Genomic DNA, 21,534 nt, shown 5'->3' on the forward strand with positions numbered 1-21,534 from the left:
GATCGGATCAAACCCGCCGATCCGGATGGATCGAATCAAACAATGTCTTCGGACTGCGCCAGTTCCGCCAGGCGGCGATCATGATCCAGTTTCAACTGCCGGACCCTTTGCTGCTCGGCAAAGCTGTCCTCGTTGAGATCATCTCTCGCCCGCCGGGTGGCTTCCGCCAACGCCGCCTCCAACTCCGGTCCCTGTGCCATCACCCGAATGGCCTCATCCAGATCGCGCTGCACGCGATCCGAGTCGGCCTTGCTTCCATGAGGAGTGAATGTGAACGTGTCGGCCCGGAGCATCCCCTTTGCCATATTATACACTTCACCTTGCCCCAATATGGTAAGGAGGCCATCCGTTTCAACTGTTTCTTTGCTGAAGGATGCCGCGATCATCACGTTCAGCAGTTCCGCGAGCACCGCATCGCCGATATGAAGCCCGGAAAGCATTTCCCGATGCAGCCCAATCTGCTCCGGATGCCGCAGCAGACTGGCGAGAACGGCCCGCAAAAGCCGCTGTTCCATTCCGCTCTCGCCGATCGACCGAGCCTCATTTCCCGCCGGAGGGAGAGGGGGCTTCCAATTGCCCCGACGGTCCCGTTGCCACCCCGGTCGCGTACCGCCGCCACGTTGATGCCGGGGGGCAAAGGCGGGCCGCGCAAAGAATAGCGTATCGTAACGTTCGCGGAAGGCATGGATATAATGCGCGCGCACGTCCGGATGGGTGATGGCGTCGGTAATCGCGGAAAGCCGCTGCTTGAGTGCGGCGCGCTGTTCCGGGGTATCGAGTGGTGCCGCTGCGCGCTCATATTTCCACAGGCGCTCCACCAGAGGTTCGGCGCCGACCAGCACGGCTTCCATCGCTGCGGCCCCCTCGGCACGGATCAGGTCGTCCGGGTCCTGTCCGGCAGGAAGCGTGGCGAAGGCAAGACTCATTCCCGGCCGCAACAAGGGCAGGGCGCGCGTCGCGGCCCGGATGGCGGCTTTCTGCCCCGCTGCATCGCCGTCAAAGCAAAGGATCGGTACTTCGGCCATCTTCCAAAGCCGTTCGATCTGATGCTCGGTCAGTGCCGTGCCGAGCGGTGCCGCCGCCTCGCCGAAACCCGCCTGCGCGAGCGCGACCACATCCATATATCCTTCGACGACGATGACCCTTCCGGCCTGACGGCTTGCAGGTGAAGCCCGATCGACATTGTAGAGGGTCCGTCCCTTGTCGAAGAGCGGCGTGTCCGGCGAATTGAGATATTTGGGCTCGCCCGCGCCCAGGATTCTGCCGCCAAAAGCGATTATGCGGCCCCTTATATCGCGGATCGGCAGCATCAATCGCCCCCGAAACCGATCATAAGTGTCGCGCTCCCCGTCGGGATCGATCAGCAATCCCGCTTCGATCAACAAAGGCTCGCCAAATTCCTTGAGCGCAGCCTTGAGCCGTCCGCGGCCATCGGGAGAAAATCCGAAGCCAAAGGCCTTGGCGGTCGCGGTGCTTATTGCCCGCTTCTGGAGATAGGCCCGCGCCTCTGCTCCCTCGATGCCGCCAAGCTGCTCCTCGAAAAAGGCCTGCGCCGCGGCCATGACATCGTGCAGCCCCTTGGCTTGTTCCTGCCGCTTGGCCGCTCTGGGATCGGGGGCGGGGACGTCCATGCCCGCCGTTGCGGCAAGTTCCTTCACGGCTTCCATGAAGGGCAGGCCGCGCTGGTCGGTCATCCAGCGGATCGCGTCTCCATGCGCTCCGCAACCGAAACAGTGATAGAAGCCCTTCTCGTCATTGATCGTGAAACTGGGCGTCTTCTCATTGTGGAAGGGACAGCAGGCCTTATATTCACGGCCCGCCTTCTGCACCTTCACCGTTCGCCCGATCAGCGTCGACAAGGATGTCCTGGCCCGCAACTCATCAAGAAAGGCCGGAGAAAGACTCATAAGCTTTTCCTAAAGCGAGCCCATCACCAGAGGAAGGGGCTTGATTGGTCGTTCTTAACTCAAGGCCGCCTTCACCAGCCCGCTGGCCTTGCTCATGTCGATCACCGATCCATGACGCTCCTTCAGCACGGCCATGACCTTGCCCATATCCTTGACGCTCGCGGCGCCGACCTCCGCCTTGATTCCTTCGATCACCGCGCGGGTCTCATCCTCGCTGAGCTGTTGCGGCAGGAAGCTGTCGATCACGTCCAGCTCCGCCTGTTCCTTCGCCGCCAGTTCATCACGCCCGCCGCCCTTGAACATCTCGATGGATTCGCGACGCTGCTTCACCATCTTCTGGAGCACTTCGACCACGACCGTATCGTCGTCCGGCACGCTGGAGGCCGTGCGCAGTTCGATATCCCGGTCCTTCAACTTCGCCAGGATCAGCCGCACGGCGGCCAGGCGATCCTTCTCCCCGGCTTTCATGGCTTCGATCTGGGCACTTTTGATGGCGTCGCGAATCATGCGAATGAATCCTGTTTCTCGGGAAAGGATCAGATATAACGCCAAAAGAGATTTTTAACAGGAGTTGACCGCAGGGCCTCACCCGCATACGTGACCGGCCGTTTAACCCGCTCGAGACGGGTTCCCGCAAAAGCATAAAGGACGATACGACCATGGCTGACGCCAAGACCCTCATTGTGCCCAAAGGAGCGACAGGGGTATTGGTTTTCGCCGATGGCTCCGCCGTCTTTGGCCGCGGCTTCGGCGCGACCGGCGATGCGGTGGGCGAGCTGTGCTTCAACACGGCGATGACCGGCTATCAGGAAGTGATGACCGACCCCAGCTATGCGGGCCAGATCGTCACCTTCACCTTCCCGCATATCGGCAATGTCGGCACCAATCTGGACGATGTGGAGGCGGATCTGCCTCATGCGCTGGGCTGCATCGTGCGTCAGGACGTCACGGAACCCAGCAATTTCCGCAATGTCGAACCCTTCGACCAGTGGATGAAGGAAAAGGGCCGCATCGGCCTGGCCGGCGTCGACACCCGCGCCCTGACCCGCATGATCCGCCTGAAGGGCGCGCCCAATGTCGTGATCGCGCACGATCCCGAAGGCAAGTTCGACCTCGAAGCCCTCGCCGCGAAGGCCGCCGCATGGCCGGGCCTCGAAGGTATGGACCTCGCCATCGAAGTGACGCCCAGGGAAAGCCGCCTCTGGAAGGATGGCGTGTGGCAGCTCGGCCATGGCTATGGCCTCAATGAAGCGGGCGAGGAAAGGCCCCATGTCGTCGCCATCGACTATGGCGCGAAGAACAACATCTTCCGCAACCTCGTAAAGGCCGGAGCCCGCGTCACCGTCCTGCCTGCCACCGCAAGCTTCGAGCAGGTGATGGAGCAGAGGCCCGACGGCGTCTTCCTTTCCAACGGCCCCGGCGATCCGGCCGCGACCGGAGAATATGCCGTGCCCGTCATCAAAAAAGTGCTGGAAGCCGACAAGCCCGTCTTCGGCATCTGCCTTGGCCACCAGATGCTGGCGTTGGCGGCGGGCGCGAAGACGATCAAGATGCACCAGGGCCATCGCGGCGCCAATCACCCGGTCAAGCGCCTGTCGGACGGGCTGGTCGAGATCACCTCGATGAACCACGGCTTTGCGGTGGACAGCGACACGCTGCCCGCCAATGTGAAGCCGACCCATGTGTCGCTCTTCGACGGCAGCAATTGCGGTATCGAACTGACGGATAAAAAGGCCTTCTCGGTCCAGTATCACCCCGAAGCCTCGCCCGGCCCGCAGGACAGCTTCTACCTGTTCCAGCGCTTCGTAGAGGGGCTTAAGTGAGCCTCAACCTGCCCCCGGTTGACGAAGCCCGCCTCGCGGCAGAGTGGGAGGCGGACAAGGCCGTCCTCGCCAATCTCGCGGCCAATGGCGACGTGGCGCGCATAGCCCGCCCGGTCGACGTCAGCTTCAAGGGCAGCGAGAAGGATTTCGAGCGTGTCCTGACCATCGCCAGCCAGTTCGGCTTTGTCGAACTGGACCGCGAGGAGGATGAGGATGGTGACCTGTTCCTCTTCCTCGAATGCGAGCAGCCGGTCGATGAACAATCGATCCGCGCGCTGACGAAGAAATGCCTCCAGATCGAAATTCTCTGTGGCGTCGAATATGACGGCTGGGGCTGCGAGGCCCGGTCCGGACACGTTCATTGACCGCCATTTTGCCCATCGTGCGCGCCAGCGCTTTCCACAGTTAAACCAGAGGCCGAATAATGCCCAAGCGCACCGACATTTCCTCCATCCTCATCATCGGCGCTGGCCCGATCATCATCGGCCAGGCTTGCGAATTCGACTATTCGGGCACGCAGGCGGTGAAAGCGCTCAAGGAAGAGGGCTATCGCATCATCCTGGTGAATTCCAACCCGGCCACCATCATGACCGACCCGGAATTTGCCGACGCGACCTATGTCGAGCCGATCACGCCCGAAATCGTGGCGAAGATCATCGAGAAGGAACGTCCCGACGCGGTGCTGCCGACCATGGGCGGCCAGACGGCGCTCAACACGGCGCTGGCACTGTTCAATGACGGCACGCTGGAGAAGTATGGCGTCAAGATGATCGGCGCCGATGCGCAGGCCATCGACAAGGCCGAGGATCGCCTCAAATTCCGCGACGCGATGGACAAGATCGGGCTGGAATCCGCCCGCTCGCGTATCGCGCACACGATGGAAGAGGCGATGGAGGCGCTGGAATTCACCGGTCTGCCGTCCATCATCCGCCCCAGCTTCACGTTGGGCGGTACCGGCGGCGGCGTCGCCTATAACAAGGAAGAATTCAAGCGGATCGTCAGCGAAGGCCTCGATGCGTCGCCAACGACCGAAGTACTGATCGAGGAATCGCTGCTCGGCTGGAAAGAATATGAGATGGAGGTCGTCCGCGACCGGAACGACAATGCGATCATCATCTGCTCCATCGAAAATGTCGACCCGATGGGCGTCCATACCGGCGATTCCATCACCGTTGCGCCCGCGCTGACGCTGACCGACAAGGAATATCAGATCATGCGCAACGCGAGCATCGCGGTGCTGCGTGAAATCGGCGTGGAAACAGGTGGTTCGAACGTACAGTTCGCAGTCAATCCGAAGGATGGCCGCCTGATCGTCATCGAAATGAACCCGCGCGTTTCCCGTTCCTCGGCGCTGGCGTCGAAGGCGACCGGCTTCCCCATTGCGAAGGTCGCGGCGAAGCTGGCCGTCGGTTACACGCTGGACGAGATCGAGAACGACATCACCGGCGCGACCCCGGCGTCGTTCGAACCCACCATCGACTATGTCGTGACCAAGATCCCGCGCTTCGCCTTCGAAAAGTTCAAGGGGTCTGAACCGCTGCTCGGCACGGCGATGAAGTCGGTGGGTGAGGTGATGGCCATCGGCCGGAATATTCATGAATCGATGCAGAAGGCGCTTCGGGGGCTGGAAACCGGCCTGTGCGGTTTCAATGAGGTCGATCATCTGGTCGGTGCGCCCAAGGACGACATCATCGCCGCGCTGGCCCAGCCGACGCCGGACCGGCTGCTGGTCGCCGCGCAGGCGCTGCGTGAAGGCCTGACCGTTGCGGAAATCCACACCATCGCGAAGTTCGACCCCTGGTTCCTGGAACGAATCAAGGAGATCGTCGACGCCGAAGCCGAAATCCTTGCCAACGGCCTGCCGCAGGATGCTGACGGGATGCGCCGCCTGAAATCCATGGGCTTTGCCGACAAGCGCCTTGCCTATCTCGCGCTCAAGTCCGCCAATTTGCGCGGCATGGAGCGGGGCATCGCGCGCGGTTCGGGCTTGATCCACGACGCGGTCAAGGCGATGACCGGCGGCGTCACCGAGGACGAAGTGCGCGCCCTGCGCCACAAGCTGGGCGTGCGTCCGGTCTTCAAGCGCATCGATACCTGCGCCGCGGAATTCGAGGCCAGGACGCCCTATATGTACTCGACCTACGAAGCGCCGATCTTTGGCGAGGCGGAGAATGAGGCGCAGCCCAGCGACCGCAAAAAGGTCGTGATCCTGGGTGGCGGTCCGAACCGCATCGGGCAGGGCATTGAGTTCGACTATTGTTGCGTCCACGCCTGCTTTGCGCTCAGCGAGGCTGGCTATGAGACCATCATGGTCAACTGCAACCCGGAAACCGTGTCGACCGACTATGACACGTCCGACCGCCTCTATTTCGAGCCGCTGACCGCTGAAGACGTGCTGGAAATATTGAGCGTCGAAATGGCGAACGGCACGCTGGCGGGCGTCATCGTCCAGTTTGGCGGCCAGACGCCGCTGAAGCTGGCGCAGGCGCTGGAGGATGCGGGCATCCCGATCCTGGGCACCTCGCCCGACGCCATCGACCTTGCCGAAGACCGGGAGCGTTTCGCGGCGCTGATCGACAAGCTCAAGCTCAAGCAGCCCGCCAATGGTATCGCCCGCAGCCGGGAGGAAGCGATCGCGGTCGCCAACCGCATCGGCTACCCCGTGCTGATGCGTCCGTCCTACGTCCTTGGCGGCCGCGCCATGGAGATCGTCGACGGTCAGGCGCAACTGGAGGAATATATCGCCACCGCCGTTCAGGTGTCGGGTGACTCCCCGGTGCTGATCGACCAATATCTGCGCGATGCGGTCGAGGTGGACGTCGATGCGCTGTGCGACGGCGACGATGTGGTGGTCGCGGGCGTGCTCCAGCATATCGAGGAGGCGGGGGTCCATTCAGGCGATAGCGCCTGTTCGCTGCCGCCTTACAGCCTGTCGGACGACATCATCGCGGAAATCGAGCGTCAGGCCGACGTCCTCGCCCGTGCCCTGTCGGTGCGCGGCCTCATGAACATCCAGTTCGCGGTCAAGGATGGCCCAGAAGGACAAACAGTCTATCTGATCGAGGTCAATCCCCGCGCCAGCCGCACCGTGCCCTTCGTGGCCAAGGCGATCGGTACGCCCATCGCCAAGATAGCGTCGCGCGTCATGGCGGGCGAGAAGCTGAAGGACCTGCCGAAGATCGACCGCAACGCGATCAGCCATATCGCAGTCAAAGAAGCCGTCTTCCCCTTCGCCCGCTTCCCCGGCGTCGATCCGGTCCTGTCGCCGGAGATGAAGAGCACCGGCGAAGTCATGGGAATCGATAGCGATTTTGCAACGGCCTTCGCCAAGTCGCAGCTTGGCGGCGGCACCGTCCTGCCGAAGAGCGGGACGGTATTCGTTTCGGTCAAGGACAGCGACAAGCCGGTCATCCTGCCCGCGGTGCGCAAGATGGCGGATCTGGGCTTCACCATCATCGCCACGGGCGGCACCGCCCGCTATCTGGAGGAGCAGGGCATCGCCGTGCAGCCGGTGAACAAGGTGGCGGAGGGGCGCCCCCATATCGTGGACAAGATCATCGATGGCGACGTGGATCTGATCTTCAACACGACGGAGGGCTGGCAGTCGCTGAAGGACAGCAAGGAAATCCGCACCAGCGCGCTCCGCGCCAAGGTCGCCAGCTTCACCACGGCGGCGGCTTCGGTCGCTGCGGCCGACGCGATCGAGGCTCTTCGGGGGCATGCCCTTGAAGTGCGGTCGCTCCAGTCCTATTATCCCGTGTCGCAAGCCTGATCCCCTGCATAGGAAACACGCTGCGGGTGGCCCCAAGGTCGGGGCCGCCAAAGGGAAGTTTTGACGAAGGATTTGCAAGAATGGCGACCGTCGAGAAGATGCCGATGCTGCAGATGGGCTATGACAAGCTCAATGCGCAGCTCCGCGAATTGAAGGCCGAACGGCCCTTGATCGTGGATGCCATCGAGGAAGCTCGTGCGCACGGCGATCTGTCCGAAAATGCCGAATATCATGCGGCGAAGGAACGCCAGGGCCAGGTTGAAGCCACCATTGCGGACTTGGAAGACAAGCTGTCGCGCGCCCAGATCATCGATCCCACCACCCTGTCCGGCGACAAGGTGGTGTTCGGCGCGACCGTCACCTTGCTCGACGAAGACGAGAAGCCGGTGAAATATCAGATCGTGGGTCAGGCCGAGGCGGATGCCAAGGCGGGCATGATCAGCTATAACAGCCCGCTCGGCCGTGCGCTGATCGGCCGCCAGATCGGTGAAGAGGTTGAAGTGTCCGTCCCCTCGGGCGACAAATTCTACCTGATCGACAAGATCGACTTCATCTGAAATCCATGAAACTGCCTGTCGGGCACATGACCAACTGGATTGCGGCGATCACTTTCGTCGCCTTCCTGCTGGTCTATCTGACCGGGCAGGTCGACAATGCCGCGATCATCGCCGGCTTCATCCCGGCGCGGGTCGAGGATGGCGCGCTGCTCGCGGGCATGGCGGCGGTGCCTGTATGGCTGACACCGATCAGTTGCACGCTGGTCCACGCCAATTGGCTGCACATCGCCTTCAACCTGTTCATGTTCGTCTTTTGCGGACGGCAGGTGGAACATGTGCTGGACAAGGGCGCGACGCTGATTCTGTATGTGGCCGGGGCCTACGGTGCGACGGCATTGCAATGGGCGATCGATCCCCATTCGACCAATCCCATGGTGGGAGCGAGTGGGGCGATTTCCGCGATCATCGCGACTTATGCGCTGCTTTACAGCCAGCAGAATGTCCGGCGCATCGGACCGCTTTCGGCCAGCCTGGTGCGGGCTCTGTGGCTCGCGGCCAGTTGGATCGCTATCCAGTTGATGATCGGTTTGGCCACGGCTGGCGGATTTGGCGACCTGGGCCAGATCGCGATTGCCGCGCATATTGGCGGCTTTCTGGTGGGGCTGGTGCTGACGCGCCCGTTGCTCCGCTGGCGCTTTCGCAAGCGGCCCCAGCCCCTGTCCTGAAAAAGCCCTATTCGGCCGAGGGCAATTCCGGTTCGAGCAGCTTGTGCAGATGCACGATCACATAGCGCATTTCGGCGTCATCGACCGTACGCTGGGCCGCCCCTCGCCATGCATTCTCGGCCGAGGCATAATCGGGAAAGACGCCGACCAGATCGATCGAGTTCAGATCCTCGAATTCCAGCGTCTGGGGATTTGCGACGCGACCACCCATAACAAGGTGCAGCTTGCTCATGGTATCTTATGTTCTCCTGTTCGATGAACGGGAACATTAGCAGGCCGCTCGTCCCCATCCAAGGGGGACGGCGGGCATATCGGCATGCTTTTGATGAAGAAGCAATTACGTTTTGGGCAACCGCGCCTTCAGAGCTGCGCTGAGCGCGTCGATCTTGCTGGCTACCAAAGCCACGGCGTCGTCCGTGAGGCGGGAGGTCCTGCCCCCCAGATCGGCCGAAGCGGCTGCATTCTTGGCCGATGAAGCGGCTTCTTTGGCCCCTTCGCCGACATCGTGCAGCACTTCGCCAGCGCTCGATTTCAGGCTTTCGGCGCTTTCCCCCGCAGCTGCGCGAGCGGCCAGCGCGGCCTCGATCACCTTGGCGCCGGCGGTGGATGCAAGGCCGGGCAGGGCTTGCATCGCCTTCCGGCTCTTGGGGAACATCCATGCAATGATCGCCCCTGCCGCCACGGCACCTGCGACCGCGGCGACCGGATGTTCCTGCACGATCTCATTGGCGCGCGCCGCCACCCGCTGGGTGCGGTCGCGCGCATCGGCATAGGCGGACGTCGCCTTGTCGAGCGCTTTGTCGCGTGCGTCCCCGGCTCGTTCCCGGCCGGCCTGGATCAGATCGCCCGCGCTTTCCCTGGCACGATCCGTCGTATCGCGTAACAGGCCCGACGCACTTTCCGCCATGTCGTTCGCCGCTTCACGGGCGCGCGTTATTTGAGAGCGGATATCAGCCATGGTCAGTCTCCGAAGTCTCGTCTGTGTGGTTGCTGATCCGAACGTATATCCGTCGGAAAAATGTCCCAAGGGGGCGCCGCATCACATAAAGGGCGAAGGCGCCCAACGCTGCCGCGGTTGCGGCCGGTCGTTGCTGTACTTTCGCCGCGGCATAGGCGGCGCCGTCCAGAACGGTTTGGCTGACCTTGACCTTGGCGTCATGTTTCAGCCGCGCCGGGGCGACCCGCTCCCTGGCGGTCTGCATGGTGGAGAGGAAGGTCGCCTTGCGCTCCTCTGCCCTATTTGCCGCCGCTTGATAGGCTTCTTCCCGGCTCATGATTTGACGGCCTTCTTCATCCGATCGATCCGTCCCTTGGCGAACAGCAGCAATATCAGGGCGAGGAGCAACCCGCCGCCGACGACGATGCAGATGGCCCAACCCATGCCCACGAGCGGTGCGAAAAAAAGAATCCCGCCGACCATAGAGGCCACAAGGCTGGCAAAGATCAATATGATGCTGACCCCTGCAAGGATCAGCGCCTCGCGGACTCCTGCGCCGATGATTCCCGCGCGTAGCTTCTGCCGTTCGACCTCCGCCTCGGCATAGGCGCGCCCATCGGTATATAGGCGCGCCCAAACATCACGAACGGACTCATCTCGCACGGATTCATTGCGGCCGGACTCGTCCTGCCCTTCGGAGCGCATGGGATCTTGCGTCAAAATATCCTCCGCCCCGGTAACAGGAGCTTTGATTTCATCATTTGGAATCAAGCGCTCAGGCGTCGTCGGATCCCTTGGCCAGGCGCATTAGCACGAAGCCGACCACGGCTGCCGCCCCGATCGCAACGGCCGGGCTCTTGCGTACGAAATCCCGGGCTTCGGTCATGAGTTCGTCGACATCCTTGCTGTCGAGCGTCTTGGCGGCGCCAGCCACCGATTCGGCCGCCTGTCGGGCATAATCGCCATATTGCGGCCCAAGCTTGGCATCGACCGTGCCGGCCGTGTCGGAAATCAGCTTGGCCAGGCTTTGCATTGCCGATCCGGTCTTGTCCTTGGCGACGCCTGCGGCCGATTTGGCGGTCTTGCTCGCCTGTTCCTTCAGCGGATCGACATGGGCTTTCCAATCGACGGCATTCAGCTTGTCCACGGCGGATTTGGCCGCTTTTTCGGCCTGGACCTTCAAGGGAGCGATCTGTGCGGTCCAGCCGTGCGCGGCGGCGCCGTTGCCTGGCTTTTTGGGGGCCTTGGCCTTGCGGGTGGCGGCGGTCTTGACCGGCGCGGCCTTCACCGCCTTGGCCGGCTTTGCCTTGGGTGATGAGGCACTGGGCGACGGCGTCTTGGCGGACTGGGGAGTGCCGGCTTTTCTGGTGCGCTTGGCGGGCGGGGTTTCCGGGGTGTCGGCCATCGTCCTAAGTCTCCCTTTGAAAGATACGGTGGAATCCGTGAAACGGTCGGGCGGCATTTTTCCAAATGCTTCGCCACCGTCCACAGTTCCGTTGCCGTTACTATTTTGAGCATCGGCATTTTTCGAGTCCTTGCAAGCCCCCGCATTGCCAAGCGGAGAGGGCGTGGCTAAGCGGGGCGCGAAAAGCGACCCAGAGCCCGTCCGCAGAGCCATTTCAAGGAGCGATCCATGACCGCCATTCTCGATATTCACGCCCGCCAGATCCTGGACAGCCGCGGCAATCCGACCGTCGAAGTCGATGTGATGCTGGAGGATGGCAGCTTTGGCCGTGCCGCTGTACCCTCTGGCGCATCGACCGGTGCTTATGAAGCGGTGGAGAAGCGGGACGGCGATAAGAGCAAATATCTGGGCAAGGGCGTGCTCGCCGCCGTCTCCGCCGTCAACGACGAGATCGCCGAGCAGATCATCGGCCTCGATGCCGAGGACCAGGCCGAGGTCGACGCCGCGATGATCGCGCTCGACGGGACGGAGAATAAGTCGAACCTCGGTGCCAACGCCATTTTGGGCGTCAGCCTTGCCGTCGCCAAGGCGGCGGCCGACGCGCGCGGCCTGCCGCTCTACCGCTATGTCGGCGGCGTCAACGCCCATGTCCTGCCGGTGCCGATGATGAACATCATCAACGGCGGCGAGCATGCCGACAATCCGATCGACTTCCAGGAATTCATGATCATGCCGGTCGGTGCCGAGAGCATTGCCGACGCCGTGCGGATCGGTTCGGAAATCTTCCATACGCTCAAGAAGGGCCTGCACGACAAGGGGCTGGCGACTTCGGTCGGTGATGAAGGCGGTTTCGCGCCCAACATCGCCTCGACCCGTGATGCGCTCGACTTCATCATGCTGTCGGTCGAGAAGGCCGGTTACAAGCCGGGTGATGACGTCGTGCTCGCGCTGGACTGCGCGGCGACGGAATTTTTCAAGAACGACAAGTACGAGATTTCGGGCGAAGGCCTTTCGCTCAGCCCGGTCGAAATGGCCGATTATCTGGCAGCTCTTTGCGCGGACTATCCGATCAAGTCGATCGAGGACGGCATGAGCGAAGATGATTTCGAAGGCTGGAAGGCGCTGACCGACAAGATCGGCGGCCAGGTTCAGCTGGTCGGTGACGACCTGTTCGTCACAAATCCCAAGCGCCTGGAAATGGGCATCGGCAAGGGGCTCGCCAATTCTCTGCTGGTCAAGGTCAACCAGATCGGCTCGCTGACCGAAACGCTGGCGGCCGTCGACATGGCGCATCGCGCGCGCTATACGGCGGTCATGTCGCACCGTTCGGGCGAGACCGAGGATGCGACCATCGCTGATCTCGCCGTCGCAACCAATTGCGGCCAGATCAAGACGGGTTCGCTGGCCCGCTCGGACCGGTTGGCCAAATATAACCAGCTGATCCGTATCGAAGAAGAATTGGGCGACATTGCCGTTTATGCGGGCCGTTCAATCTTCCGTTAATTCCTTTTTCGATCACTGGCCGCAACGACAGTAAAATTTCGCTTGCGGCCAGTCCGTCCCTGTGATTCAACTGGTCCATGGCGCATATCGCGAAACTCCGCATGTTGCTCTTTTCGGCTTTCGGGCCGGCGATTGCGGTGCTTCTTCTTCTTTTCTTCGCCGGCTATGTGGTGTTGGGTTCCAACGGCATCCTGGCGTGGGGCGATTATAAGCGACAGCTGCACAATGCGCAGGGCGAACTGAAGCAGGTCCAGGTGCATCGGCAGGAACTGAAGAACCGGGTGGATTTGCTCAATCCCCGGCGCGTCGATCCCGACCTCTCCGACGAACTGATCCGGCGGGAGCTGGGCGTCGTCCATCATGATGAAGTCATCGTCCCGCTAAATTGATCGTTCGGCACGGCTGATTGATCGTCTTGCCTTGCTTTGATGCCCCATGCCGCGTTGCATTTTGGGGCCTTCTGCCGCTATACCCGCCTTCCTTCCATCCTCACCCACGCAAAAGGATAATAGCCTTGGCGAAAACAACGACGCCGCGCCCTGCACGCGCGAAGGCAGCCAAACCAGCAGGTGCGGATCACAACCGTTTACGGCCTTCCTTGCCTGAGGATTATGAAGCGACGCGAGAGGAGTTGCTGGAATTTTACCGTCAGATGGTGTTGATCCGTCGTTTCGAGGAGAAGGCGGGGCAGCTTTACGGCCTGGGTCTGATCGGGGGCTTTTGCCATCTGTATATCGGGCAGGAAGCGGTGGCGGTGGGCATCCAGTCGGCGCTGAAGCCCGGCAAGGACAGCGTGATCACCGGCTATCGCGACCATGGGCACATGCTGGCCTATGGCATCGATCCCAATGTCATCATGGCGGAACTGACCGGCCGGGAAGCGGGCATTTCGCGCGGCAAGGGCGGATCGATGCACATGTTCAGCGTCGAGCATAAATTCTACGGCGGCCACGGCATCGTCGGCGCGCAGGTGTCGCTGGGCGCGGGGCTGGGCTTTGCGCACAAATATAATGGAGACGGCGGCGTGTGCGTCGCCTATTTCGGCGACGGCGCGGCGAACCAGGGCCAGGTCTATGAAAGCTTCAACATGGCCGAGCTGTGGAAGCTGCCGATCATCTTCGTGATCGAGAACAACCAATATGCCATGGGCACCAGCGTCAACCGCTCCTCGGCCGAGGACCAACTGTATCGCCGGGGCGAGAGCTTCCGCATTCCGGGCATCCAGGTGAACGGCATGGACGTGCTCGCCGTGCGCGGCGCGACGGAAGAGGCGCTCAAATGGGTGCAGGCGGGCAATGGCCCGATCCTGCTGGAGATGAAGACCTATCGCTATCGCGGCCACTCGATGTCGGACCCGGCCAAATATCGCTCGCGCGAGGAAGTGCAGTCGATGCGCGAGAAGTCCGATCCGATCGAGGGGGTGAAGAAATATCTCACCGCAGCGGGCGTATCCGAGGACGAACTCAAGACAATCGACCAGGACATCCGCAAAATCGTCAGCGACGCGGCGGACTTTGCCGAAACCTCTCCCGAACCGGAACTGCACGATCTGTATACCGACGTGCTGGTGGAGCAATATTGATGGGTATCGAGATCAAGATGCCGGCGCTGTCGCCGACGATGGAGGAAGGCACGCTGGCGAAATGGCTGGTGAAGGAAGGGGACGAGGTCCGCTCGGGCGACATATTGGCGGAGATCGAGACCGACAAGGCGACGATGGAGTTCGAGGCGGTGGATGAGGGCCAGATCGGCCGGATCGTCGTTCCCGAAGGCACCGAGGGGGTGAAGGTGGGCACCGTCATTGCGACGATGGCGGGCGAAGGGGCGGGCGAAGGGGCGGATGACGCGGCAGCGCCTGTTCCGGCTCCCAAGGCGGAAGCGCCCAAGGCTGAGGCGGCTCCCGAACCAAAGAAGGCGCAGAGCGGTACGGCGAAGCTGGTCCCTGAGGCGAAGGCGACCGTCAAGGACCCGGCGCTGCCCGAGGGCACCGAATATCTCAAGACGACGGTTCGCGAAGCGCTGCGCGACGCCATGGCGGAGGAAATGCGCCGCGACGAGCGGGTCTTCGTGATGGGCGAGGAAGTCGCCGAATATCAGGGCGCCTACAAGGTGACGCAGGGCCTGCTGGAGGAATTTGGCGACAAGCGGGTGATCGACACGCCGATCACCGAATATGGCTTTGCCGGGATCGGCGCGGGCGCGGCGATGGGCGGGTTGAAGCCGATCGTCGAGTTCATGACGTTCAACTTCGCGATGCAGGCGATCGACCATATCATCAACTCGGCGGCCAAGACCAATTACATGTCGGGCGGCCAGATGCGCTGCCCGATCGTGTTCCGTGGCCCCAACGGCGCGGCGAGCCGGGTCGCGGCGCAGCACAGCCAGAATTACGGCCCCTGGTATGCGGCGGTTCCCGGCCTGATCGTGATCGCGCCCTATGATGCGGCCGATGCCAAGGGGCTGCTCAAGGCGGCGATCCGCTCGGACGATCCGGTGGTGTTCCTGGAGAATGAGCTGGTCTACGGCCGCAGCTTCGATGTGCCCAAGGTCGACGATTATGTGTTGCCGATCGGCAAGGCGCGGATCATGCGCGAGGGCCGGGACGTGACGCTGGTGAGCTATTCGATCGGCGTGGGCGTGGCGCTGGAGGCGGCGGAGACGCTGGCGGGCGAGGGCATCGATGCGGAGGTGGTCGACCTGCGCACGCTGCGTCCGTTGGATACCGCGACGGTGTTGCAGAGCCTGAAGAAGACCAACCGCCTGGTGGTGGTGGAGGAGGGCTGGCCGGTCTGCTCGATCGCCTCGGAGATCGCGGCGGTGGTGATGGAACAGGGCTTCGACGACCTCGACGCCCCGGTGCTGCGCGTCACCAACGAGGACGTGCCGCTCCCCTATGCCGCCAACCTCGAAAAGGCCGCACTCATCGACCCATCACGCGTCGTCGCCGCTGTCAAAAAAGTCTGCTATCGCTGATAATGACGAGGAGGGGTGAGAAGTCTATCGCTCCCCCTCAGCTACAAGTGGAAGCTGTGACATTTTCCGGATTGTAAATGCCCACGCCGCCGGTTGGCCCAGCATATTCGCGATTGTCACGAACATACATCTCGGCTGTTTCGACCATGCTCGACAAATTGATCCAGCGTGATCCGACAAGCGGCTGATATCGATAGGCCACCTCTGCGAGGATGATGGCGCCGCCTTCCGGCGCCTTCAATGTTTGGCCGTTTATCGCTATCCCCGTCAAATTGGTGTCGCCTTGTTTACCGAACCCCGACGAATAACCGAGACTGCCCCGGCATCTTTGCCAACGAATACGATAGCGATCGGTCGTATTAGGATTTGCAACCGGCTCAAGGCTTGTCAGGATGACTTTGCCGTTGGTGAAAAGGCCGAGAGCTGAACCTTGAAGATCGGCTCCTGTCATCAGGTCGTTTATCTGGGCTTCCGTTATCTGCTTGGTCGACAGAAGATCGCCTGTTCCAATGCGTGAACCATCATCGGCAAGGCGCAGGGCCAGTTGGCTGACACGCATCTTGGTGACGGTGTAATTTGCGAGTTCGGCGGCCGTAAGCGTGGCCACCAGAACGAAGGGTAGGCAGAGTGCGAATTCGACCACTGCAATGCCCTTTTCCGTGTGGCGGAGCCTTGATGCCCAAGTTGGAACATGCTTGGAAAAATCGCCTTTCCATCTCATGGGCAATTCCTCACGACCGGGACGGGTTCTCCAGGCTTTTGACCATAGGGCTGGTTCGTCAGAACGGTCTTTGCTGAGAGATGGACCTTGCCGGACAGACCAATCATTTTGTCGAGCGGAAAAAATCGCGGATATTGTACATCGACAGTCAGCACTACGGCTGCCTGGGTGCCGCCCTGGCCTGCGCTGCCTCCATCCGCATCCCGTACGCCATTGGCGTTATTGTCCTGAAACGGTTCTCCACCATCGCAGATGCCGTTCCCGTTATTGTCGTTATAGGGTTCGGCTACAGCCTGAGCGGCTTTCGTATAGGAATAGAAATTGCGTCGACTGATGGTAACGTCGGCGTTTGCCGCCAAACGCTTTACCTGGGTTTCGATCTTCTGGTTGATGGCCACTTGCGTGCCTTCTTCCTGTCCGCTTTCCAATGTGGAATCCCGCGCGGCTTTCTGGACGACACCCTGGAGCACACCCTGCATATAGAGGGTATGGGCTAGATCGAGCGCGCCCAGCATCAGCAGCAGGAATATGGGTGCAATCAACCCGAATTCCGTGATGGCGGTGCCGTCTTGATCGCCGAAGCGACGCAGGGAATGAGTGAGCGAAGGCCGGGTCATCAACTTGTCAGCCTTAGCTGGGAGATTTGATTTGCAATATTGCGGAAAGTAGTTTGCAGAGCCGAAGAACTGCGGGCCGAGAAGAAGCGGTCGGTGCTGGCGCAAGTCTTCAACATATTTTCAATAGTGGTATTGGCTGTCCCAAACCAAACTACCCATAATGTGGTGTTGGGCATATTTTTTACCGCGGCGCAAATTGCCTGTGTACGGGCATTGACCTGTTGGGTCAGAGTTCCGGTTGTTGAGCATCCATCTGTCGGTTCGGTATTGGGATCCGTCTGCCGACGATCGTACCAAGCTATTCCATAGGCTTGGTAGTTACCAACACTGGTGCAGGCTTCACCATCGGTCATGAAGATCATATGCCGTTGGATTTCCCCGCCGCGCGCCGTGGTCGCATTGTCCGCGGCAAATAAACCGGTCGGTGACATTAATCTCGCACCCCAAAGCATACCGATGTCATGATAGGTGTTCGATCCAGGCGTAAGGGAGTCGACATAGCTATCGAAAGCGGATGCATCCGGCCAACTCTTCAGCCGCGAAGCTGGCGTTGTACAGGCATAAGAGCCGGTGCTAAAATTGGTGAAGGTGGTGATCTCATTAGTGCTACGCACGCTGTTGTTATTATAGTCAGCTTTTCTTTGATAAATCAGCTGGCCGAGTGCCGGAGCCCATCGGCTGCTATCTGAAAAGCCTGGTGGCGTGTTCACGTCGAGATCCAGAGCCCCATATGGAATCGGCATATAAGAGCTTGCCCGAACGGTTTGCCTCTCTTCTATACAGCCATCCCATGTAAATGTTTTGTTCACAAAGCTGTTACCGGTCGCCGTGGTGAGGGAGGCGGGTTCCGCCCAACCGTCCCCATTCTTCAGCGCGCGAATGTCGAATGTTACGGGATGATAATACCACGCGCGAAACATCTGGGCGTCGCCATCGGTATAATTCACCCACTGAAAGGTATAAGTTCTTGTAAAATCTCTGGATTTTGTCCTATATTTGCAATTGTTGTTACCGCTTTTCCAACTGACAAATTCACGCTGAACGTCCTGCCAGGTTTGAGTCGCTTCCCAGTTACCGTGACCCTGGATGCCTCCATTACTCTCGTTTTTACCAAGGCTCATTGCCGCGCCCGACTTAACTTGCGTGATTTCGGCAGGAACCGTATAGCTGTTTTGGCATTCCGCTTCGCTTGTGGTCGTCGCGCTTTTGTTGGACCAGTTAATGTCTGGCCAATCTTTCTTAGATCCATCAACAAAGCTCACCGGGCGGCCGTAGACTGCGACTATTTCCCTGGATTGATAAGTGGCGTTATCAACAAACCAATTGGATGGAAGCAATTTACCAACATTTACATTGGTATCGTAAGGCACGAAGCCGAAACGAATTTGCGTTTCCGTGCTCGTTCCTCCAGAGGGGGCGCCGCCATCGCAAGTCGCTATTGTGTCCAGGCGCGCGACGATTTCGTAAAAACAACGAACTGCGCGTTGCAGACCGACGATCTTGTCTTCCGTGTCACCTGGGATGGGGCTGCCCATGGATCCCGTAACGTCGAGTACGAACATCACGTCGGTATTCGGAAGGCGCATTTCAGCGTCGCATGCAACTTCGATGGTTTTGGAAGCAATACCGAAAATGCGCATAATCGCCATGGGAAGTGGGACGGATGCCGTGCCGGTAACCTTTCCGGCGGATTCGTTGAACGACCGCATCACGGTTCCACTGCCATAGGAACCTGGCCGGAAATTGGCGTCGAACATTCCCGTGGCGGCGTTCAGGGCCTGATTGTTGTTGGCGGCCCATGCACCGCCCCCCATGGTCTTGCGCCCCGCCAGCGCCCCGGCATCGCAGGCTTGTTGCAGCCTGGCCTTGGTCAAATAGATGCGGCTCATATCGACGCCGCCGCCAATGAGGCCCATAAGAGGAAGAACCGCCGCTGCGACCATCGCCAGCGTATTTCCCGCCTGATTGTGATAAAGTCGCGTCAGTGTAAACAGTGTGCGCTTGATCCTATCGCCCATGATCCGTTTCGCCTCAACTTGCCCCGCACCTCCAATTCGGGCAGGGCTGCCCCCGCCCAACAAAGGGCATTTGACCGGATCACTATGACGCTTGGGGTTAAAAAGCTGATAATTTCGGCAAAATCCATTTCTATTGATATATGCTAATGGTTCATTATGAGCGCTGATCTTTCGCCATTTGCTCTATTGCTAAGCGCCTATGCGGGCCGTGACATTTCACGTCATCGGTTCGTCTGGGCACTCGATGCGCGGTTCGCGCGTTTGATAACTACCACCAGCGAGCCGATGATCGGTCAGATGCGTCTTGCCTGGTGGAACGATGCATTGACCGATCAAAGCGGCGCGAAGGGCCAAGGCGAACCCTTGATCGATGCGCTGCGGCAAATGGGAGCAATACCGCTGCATGGGCTTTCGCAATGGCTCGATGGCTGGGAGGCCCTGATCGGAGAGATCGACCTCCATGCCTATGCGGAGGGGCGAGGCGGTGGTCTGTTTCAGGCCCTGGCTGGTGAGAGCGATATTCCCGCCTGGCTGACTCAGGCAGGAGCGGCCTGGGCGCTGTGGGATCTGTCGGGGCATAGCGGTGATCCGGACATGGCCGAAAGGGCGATCGCGATGGCGCAGGCCTATCTCATGCGTGAAGAGCCGGTCTGGCGCAGCGAATGGCGCCCATTGCGCATTGCCTACCACCTCGCGCGCGAAGATATCGCGAAGGGGCGTTGCGCACCGACGGGATTGACCCCTGCGCTGTATCTGAGATTGATGCGTGTCGCGCTGATGGGACGATAGGGGGATTTGAGGTGGGGCGAATTTTGGCGGGCGCGATGGCCGCGCTGCTGTTGGCGGCTGGCGGGCTGTTTTGGTGGCAGGGGCGGGCGAGCAACGAAGCTGTCCCCCAACCGCTGATCGGCTCTCCACCTCCGCCCGTCGTTGACGCATTGCCGGAAGGCGATCCCGATGCCGTCGGGGATGCGCCGCCCATGCCCGGAGAAGCATCCCCGCAAAGCCGGGAGCAGAAGCGCTTCGGCCGGTATGATCGCAACCGGGACGGCGTCATCACGCGGATCGAGATGATGGGCAGCCGGGTAAAGGCGTTCAAGGCACTCGACAGCAACAACGACAATCTCCTCTCTTTCGAGGAGTGGGCCGTGACGACTTCGGATCGCTTCGCGAGCGCTGACGCCAATGGCGATGGCAAGCTGACGCCCGCCGAATTCGCCGCCACCGCGCCGCAGCGGAAAGCGGCGCCGAAATGCAAATGCTGAAACGTCAGGCGGGCTGAAACTCGCCCAGCCATTGCCCCAGGGCGGCGCGGGCGCGGGCGGTCATGGCTTCCTTGCGCTGCTTTTTCTTGACGTCGCTCAGCGGCGGGAACAGGCCGAAATTGACGTTCATCGGCTGATAATCCGCCGTTTCGACATTGCCGACGACGTGGCCCAATAATGCCCCCAGTGCCGTTTCAGGCGGCAAGGCGGCCAGCGGCCTGCCCAATATCTCCGCCGCCGCAAAGCGTCCGGCAAGCAGGCCGATCGCGGCGCTTTCGACATAGCCTTCACAACCGGTCACCTGCCCGGCAAAGCGGATATGCGGCGCGCTCCTGAGGCGTAATGTGGCGTCCAGCAGCTTGGGGCTCTGGATGAAGGTATTGCGATGCAGCCCGCCCAGCCGCGCGAATTCCGCCTTCTCCAATCCAGGAATGGTGCGGAACAGTTCGCTCTGCGCACCGTGCTTCAGCTTGGTCTGGAACCCCACCATGTTCCACAATGTGCCCGACGCATTGTCCTGACGCAGTTGCACGACGGCATAGGGCCAGCGCCCGGTGCGCGGGTCATCCAGGCCCATCGGCTTCATCGGCCCATGGCGCAGCGTTTCGGGACCGCGCGAGGCCATCACCTCGATCGGCATGCACCCTTCGAAATAGGGCGTGTCCTTTTCCCATTCCTTGAACTCGGTCTTTTCACCATCGATCAGTCCCTGGACGAAGGCCTGATACTGCTCCTTGTTCATGGGACAGTTGATGTAATCCTTGCCTTCGCCGCCACCGGGGCCGATCTTGTCCCAGCGATTGGCCATCCAGCATTTGTCCATGTCGATGCTGTCGAAATGCACGACCGGGGCGATGGCATCGAAAAAGGCGAGATGATCGATCCCCGCGGCCTGGCCGATGCTGGCCGCCAGCGACGGAGCCGTCAGCGGGCCGGTCGCAACGATCGTCATGCCTTCGGTCGGAAGGGTGTCGACCCGTTCCCGTACGATTTCCACATTGGGATGTTCGGAGAGTGTACGGGTGACGCCATCGGAAAAGATATGGCGATCCACTGCCAGAGCCGATCCGGCAGGCACCTTGGCCGGTTCCGCCTGTGCCATGATGAGCGATCCCAGCCGCCGCATTTCCTGATGCAGCAGGCCGACCGCATTCTTGTCCGCGTCGTCGGAGCGGAAGCTGTTGGAGCAGACCAGTTCGGCGAGCCCTTCGGTCTGGTGCGCGGGCGTCATGTCGCCGCTCCCGCGCATTTCCGACAGGCGGACCTTCATCCCGGCTTGCGCCAACTGCCATGCCGCTTCGGACCCGGCGAGACCGCCTCCAATGATGTGAACCTGATGCATGGGGGGACCCATGGTCCCCTCCGCGTCGC

22 protein-coding genes are annotated in these 21,534 nt (G+C 60.9%); 11 read left to right on the forward strand and 11 right to left on the reverse strand.

Annotated elements, in window-relative coordinates:
* Nucleotides 1–35: 35 nt before the first annotated feature.
* The gene (dnaG, locus tag CAF53_RS14750; protein WP_100238467.1) at nucleotides 36–1,907 is read right to left on the reverse strand and encodes a DNA primase; all 1,872 of its coding nucleotides are present in this window, start codon (nucleotides 1,905–1,907) and stop codon (nucleotides 36–38) included.
* A gap of 54 nt (nucleotides 1,908–1,961) precedes the next feature.
* Nucleotides 1,962–2,414, reverse strand: coding sequence for a GatB/YqeY domain-containing protein (locus CAF53_RS14755; RefSeq protein WP_100238468.1), 453 nt, complete (start codon nucleotides 2,412–2,414; stop codon nucleotides 1,962–1,964).
* A gap of 152 nt (nucleotides 2,415–2,566) precedes the next feature.
* Here CAF53_RS14755 and carA point away from each other — a divergent pair, with 152 nt between their 5' ends.
* The 5 genes from carA (at nucleotide 2,567) to CAF53_RS14780 (ending at nucleotide 8,724) form a co-directional block, all read left to right on the forward strand.
* Nucleotides 2,567–3,730 (forward strand): glutamine-hydrolyzing carbamoyl-phosphate synthase small subunit, encoded by a 1,164-nt coding sequence (gene carA, locus CAF53_RS14760; protein WP_100238469.1) that lies wholly within the window; start codon nucleotides 2,567–2,569, stop codon nucleotides 3,728–3,730.
* A complete protein-coding gene (locus CAF53_RS14765) occupies nucleotides 3,727–4,095 on the forward strand; it encodes a ribonuclease E inhibitor RraB (RefSeq protein WP_046765688.1) in 369 nt (122 codons plus the stop codon). Before carA ends, CAF53_RS14765 begins: the two co-directional genes overlap by 4 nt.
* A gap of 59 nt (nucleotides 4,096–4,154) precedes the next feature.
* Nucleotides 4,155–7,502, forward strand: a complete 3,348-nt coding sequence (gene carB / locus CAF53_RS14770; protein WP_100238470.1) for a carbamoyl-phosphate synthase large subunit — start codon at nucleotides 4,155–4,157, stop codon at nucleotides 7,500–7,502.
* A gap of 80 nt (nucleotides 7,503–7,582) precedes the next feature.
* The gene (gene greA / locus CAF53_RS14775; protein ID WP_046765690.1) at nucleotides 7,583–8,059 is read left to right on the forward strand and encodes a transcription elongation factor GreA; all 477 of its coding nucleotides are present in this window, start codon (nucleotides 7,583–7,585) and stop codon (nucleotides 8,057–8,059) included.
* A gap of 5 nt (nucleotides 8,060–8,064) precedes the next feature.
* Nucleotides 8,065–8,724: a rhomboid family intramembrane serine protease gene (locus tag CAF53_RS14780; RefSeq protein ID WP_046765691.1), complete on the forward strand. Its 660-nt coding sequence runs from the start codon at nucleotides 8,065–8,067 to the stop codon at nucleotides 8,722–8,724.
* A 7-nt stretch (nucleotides 8,725–8,731) separates the two neighbouring features.
* Here the strand turns inward: CAF53_RS14780 and CAF53_RS14785 are convergent, their stop codons facing one another.
* The 5 genes from CAF53_RS14785 to CAF53_RS14805 form a co-directional block, all read right to left on the reverse strand.
* Nucleotides 8,732–8,956 (reverse strand): DUF4170 domain-containing protein, encoded by a 225-nt coding sequence (locus tag CAF53_RS14785; RefSeq protein ID WP_046765692.1) that lies wholly within the window; start codon nucleotides 8,954–8,956, stop codon nucleotides 8,732–8,734.
* A gap of 105 nt (nucleotides 8,957–9,061) precedes the next feature.
* Nucleotides 9,062–9,682, reverse strand: a complete 621-nt coding sequence (locus CAF53_RS14790; RefSeq protein WP_100238471.1) for a hypothetical protein — start codon at nucleotides 9,680–9,682, stop codon at nucleotides 9,062–9,064.
* Entirely contained in the window at nucleotides 9,675–9,998 is a 324-nt protein-coding gene (locus CAF53_RS14795; RefSeq protein WP_100238472.1) for a hypothetical protein, read from the reverse strand. The genes CAF53_RS14790 and CAF53_RS14795 overlap by 8 nt, the downstream gene beginning before the upstream one ends.
* A complete protein-coding gene (locus tag CAF53_RS14800; RefSeq protein WP_332307429.1) occupies nucleotides 9,995–10,381 on the reverse strand; it encodes a hypothetical protein in 387 nt (128 codons plus the stop codon). Before CAF53_RS14800 ends, CAF53_RS14795 begins: the two co-directional genes overlap by 4 nt.
* Before the next feature lie 55 nt (nucleotides 10,382–10,436).
* On the reverse strand, nucleotides 10,437–11,066 hold the full coding sequence (locus CAF53_RS14805) for a hypothetical protein (protein ID WP_100238473.1): 630 nt from the start codon (nucleotides 11,064–11,066) through the stop codon (nucleotides 10,437–10,439).
* 228 nt (nucleotides 11,067–11,294) lie between these two features.
* On the opposite strand from CAF53_RS14805, the gene eno reads away from it, so the two are divergent.
* The 4 genes from eno to CAF53_RS14825 all read left to right on the forward strand — a co-directional run bounded on the left by eno (nucleotide 11,295) and on the right by CAF53_RS14825 (nucleotide 15,542).
* On the forward strand, nucleotides 11,295–12,569 hold the full coding sequence (gene eno / locus CAF53_RS14810) for a phosphopyruvate hydratase (RefSeq protein WP_100238474.1): 1,275 nt from the start codon (nucleotides 11,295–11,297) through the stop codon (nucleotides 12,567–12,569).
* Nucleotides 12,570–12,646: 77 nt separating this feature from the next.
* Entirely contained in the window at nucleotides 12,647–12,958 is a 312-nt protein-coding gene (locus tag CAF53_RS14815) for a septum formation initiator family protein (RefSeq protein ID WP_046765698.1), read from the forward strand.
* A gap of 125 nt (nucleotides 12,959–13,083) precedes the next feature.
* Nucleotides 13,084–14,151, forward strand: coding sequence for a pyruvate dehydrogenase (acetyl-transferring) E1 component subunit alpha (gene pdhA / locus CAF53_RS14820; RefSeq protein WP_046765699.1), 1,068 nt, complete (start codon nucleotides 13,084–13,086; stop codon nucleotides 14,149–14,151).
* Nucleotides 14,151–15,542 carry a pyruvate dehydrogenase complex E1 component subunit beta gene (locus CAF53_RS14825; RefSeq protein WP_046765700.1) on the forward strand — a complete coding sequence of 464 codons (1,392 nt, stop codon included), beginning with the start codon at nucleotides 14,151–14,153 and terminating at the stop codon, nucleotides 15,540–15,542. Before pdhA ends, CAF53_RS14825 begins: the two co-directional genes overlap by 1 nt.
* A 37-nt stretch (nucleotides 15,543–15,579) precedes the next feature.
* Here CAF53_RS14825 and CAF53_RS14830 read toward each other — a convergent pair whose 3' ends face one another.
* The 3 genes from CAF53_RS14830 to CAF53_RS14840 are packed head-to-tail and all read right to left on the reverse strand — an operon-like array spanning nucleotide 15,580 to nucleotide 18,898.
* The gene (locus tag CAF53_RS14830) at nucleotides 15,580–16,263 is read right to left on the reverse strand and encodes a TadE/TadG family type IV pilus assembly protein (protein WP_100238475.1); all 684 of its coding nucleotides are present in this window, start codon (nucleotides 16,261–16,263) and stop codon (nucleotides 15,580–15,582) included.
* On the reverse strand, nucleotides 16,260–16,880 hold the full coding sequence (locus CAF53_RS14835; protein WP_046765702.1) for a TadE/TadG family type IV pilus assembly protein: 621 nt from the start codon (nucleotides 16,878–16,880) through the stop codon (nucleotides 16,260–16,262). Before CAF53_RS14835 ends, CAF53_RS14830 begins: the two co-directional genes overlap by 4 nt.
* The gene (locus tag CAF53_RS14840) at nucleotides 16,880–18,898 is read right to left on the reverse strand and encodes a Tad domain-containing protein (protein ID WP_100238476.1); all 2,019 of its coding nucleotides are present in this window, start codon (nucleotides 18,896–18,898) and stop codon (nucleotides 16,880–16,882) included. Before CAF53_RS14840 ends, CAF53_RS14835 begins: the two co-directional genes overlap by 1 nt.
* Before the next feature lie 156 nt (nucleotides 18,899–19,054).
* On the opposite strand from CAF53_RS14840, the gene CAF53_RS14845 reads away from it, so the two are divergent.
* Entirely contained in the window at nucleotides 19,055–19,687 is a 633-nt protein-coding gene (locus CAF53_RS14845; protein ID WP_100238477.1) for a hypothetical protein, read from the forward strand.
* Between the two features lie 11 nt (nucleotides 19,688–19,698).
* Nucleotides 19,699–20,163 carry a hypothetical protein gene (locus CAF53_RS14850; RefSeq protein ID WP_046765705.1) on the forward strand — a complete coding sequence of 155 codons (465 nt, stop codon included), beginning with the start codon at nucleotides 19,699–19,701 and terminating at the stop codon, nucleotides 20,161–20,163.
* 4 nt (nucleotides 20,164–20,167) lie between these two features.
* Here CAF53_RS14850 and trmFO read toward each other — a convergent pair whose 3' ends face one another.
* Nucleotides 20,168–21,505: a methylenetetrahydrofolate--tRNA-(uracil(54)-C(5))-methyltransferase (FADH(2)-oxidizing) TrmFO gene (gene trmFO, locus CAF53_RS14855; RefSeq protein WP_100238478.1), complete on the reverse strand. Its 1,338-nt coding sequence runs from the start codon at nucleotides 21,503–21,505 to the stop codon at nucleotides 20,168–20,170.
* Between the last annotated feature and the right edge of the window lie 29 nt (nucleotides 21,506–21,534).

The organism is Sphingobium sp. LB126 (genome assembly GCF_002795205.1).
Lineage (GTDB): Bacteria > Pseudomonadota > Alphaproteobacteria > Sphingomonadales > Sphingomonadaceae > Sphingobium > Sphingobium chungbukense.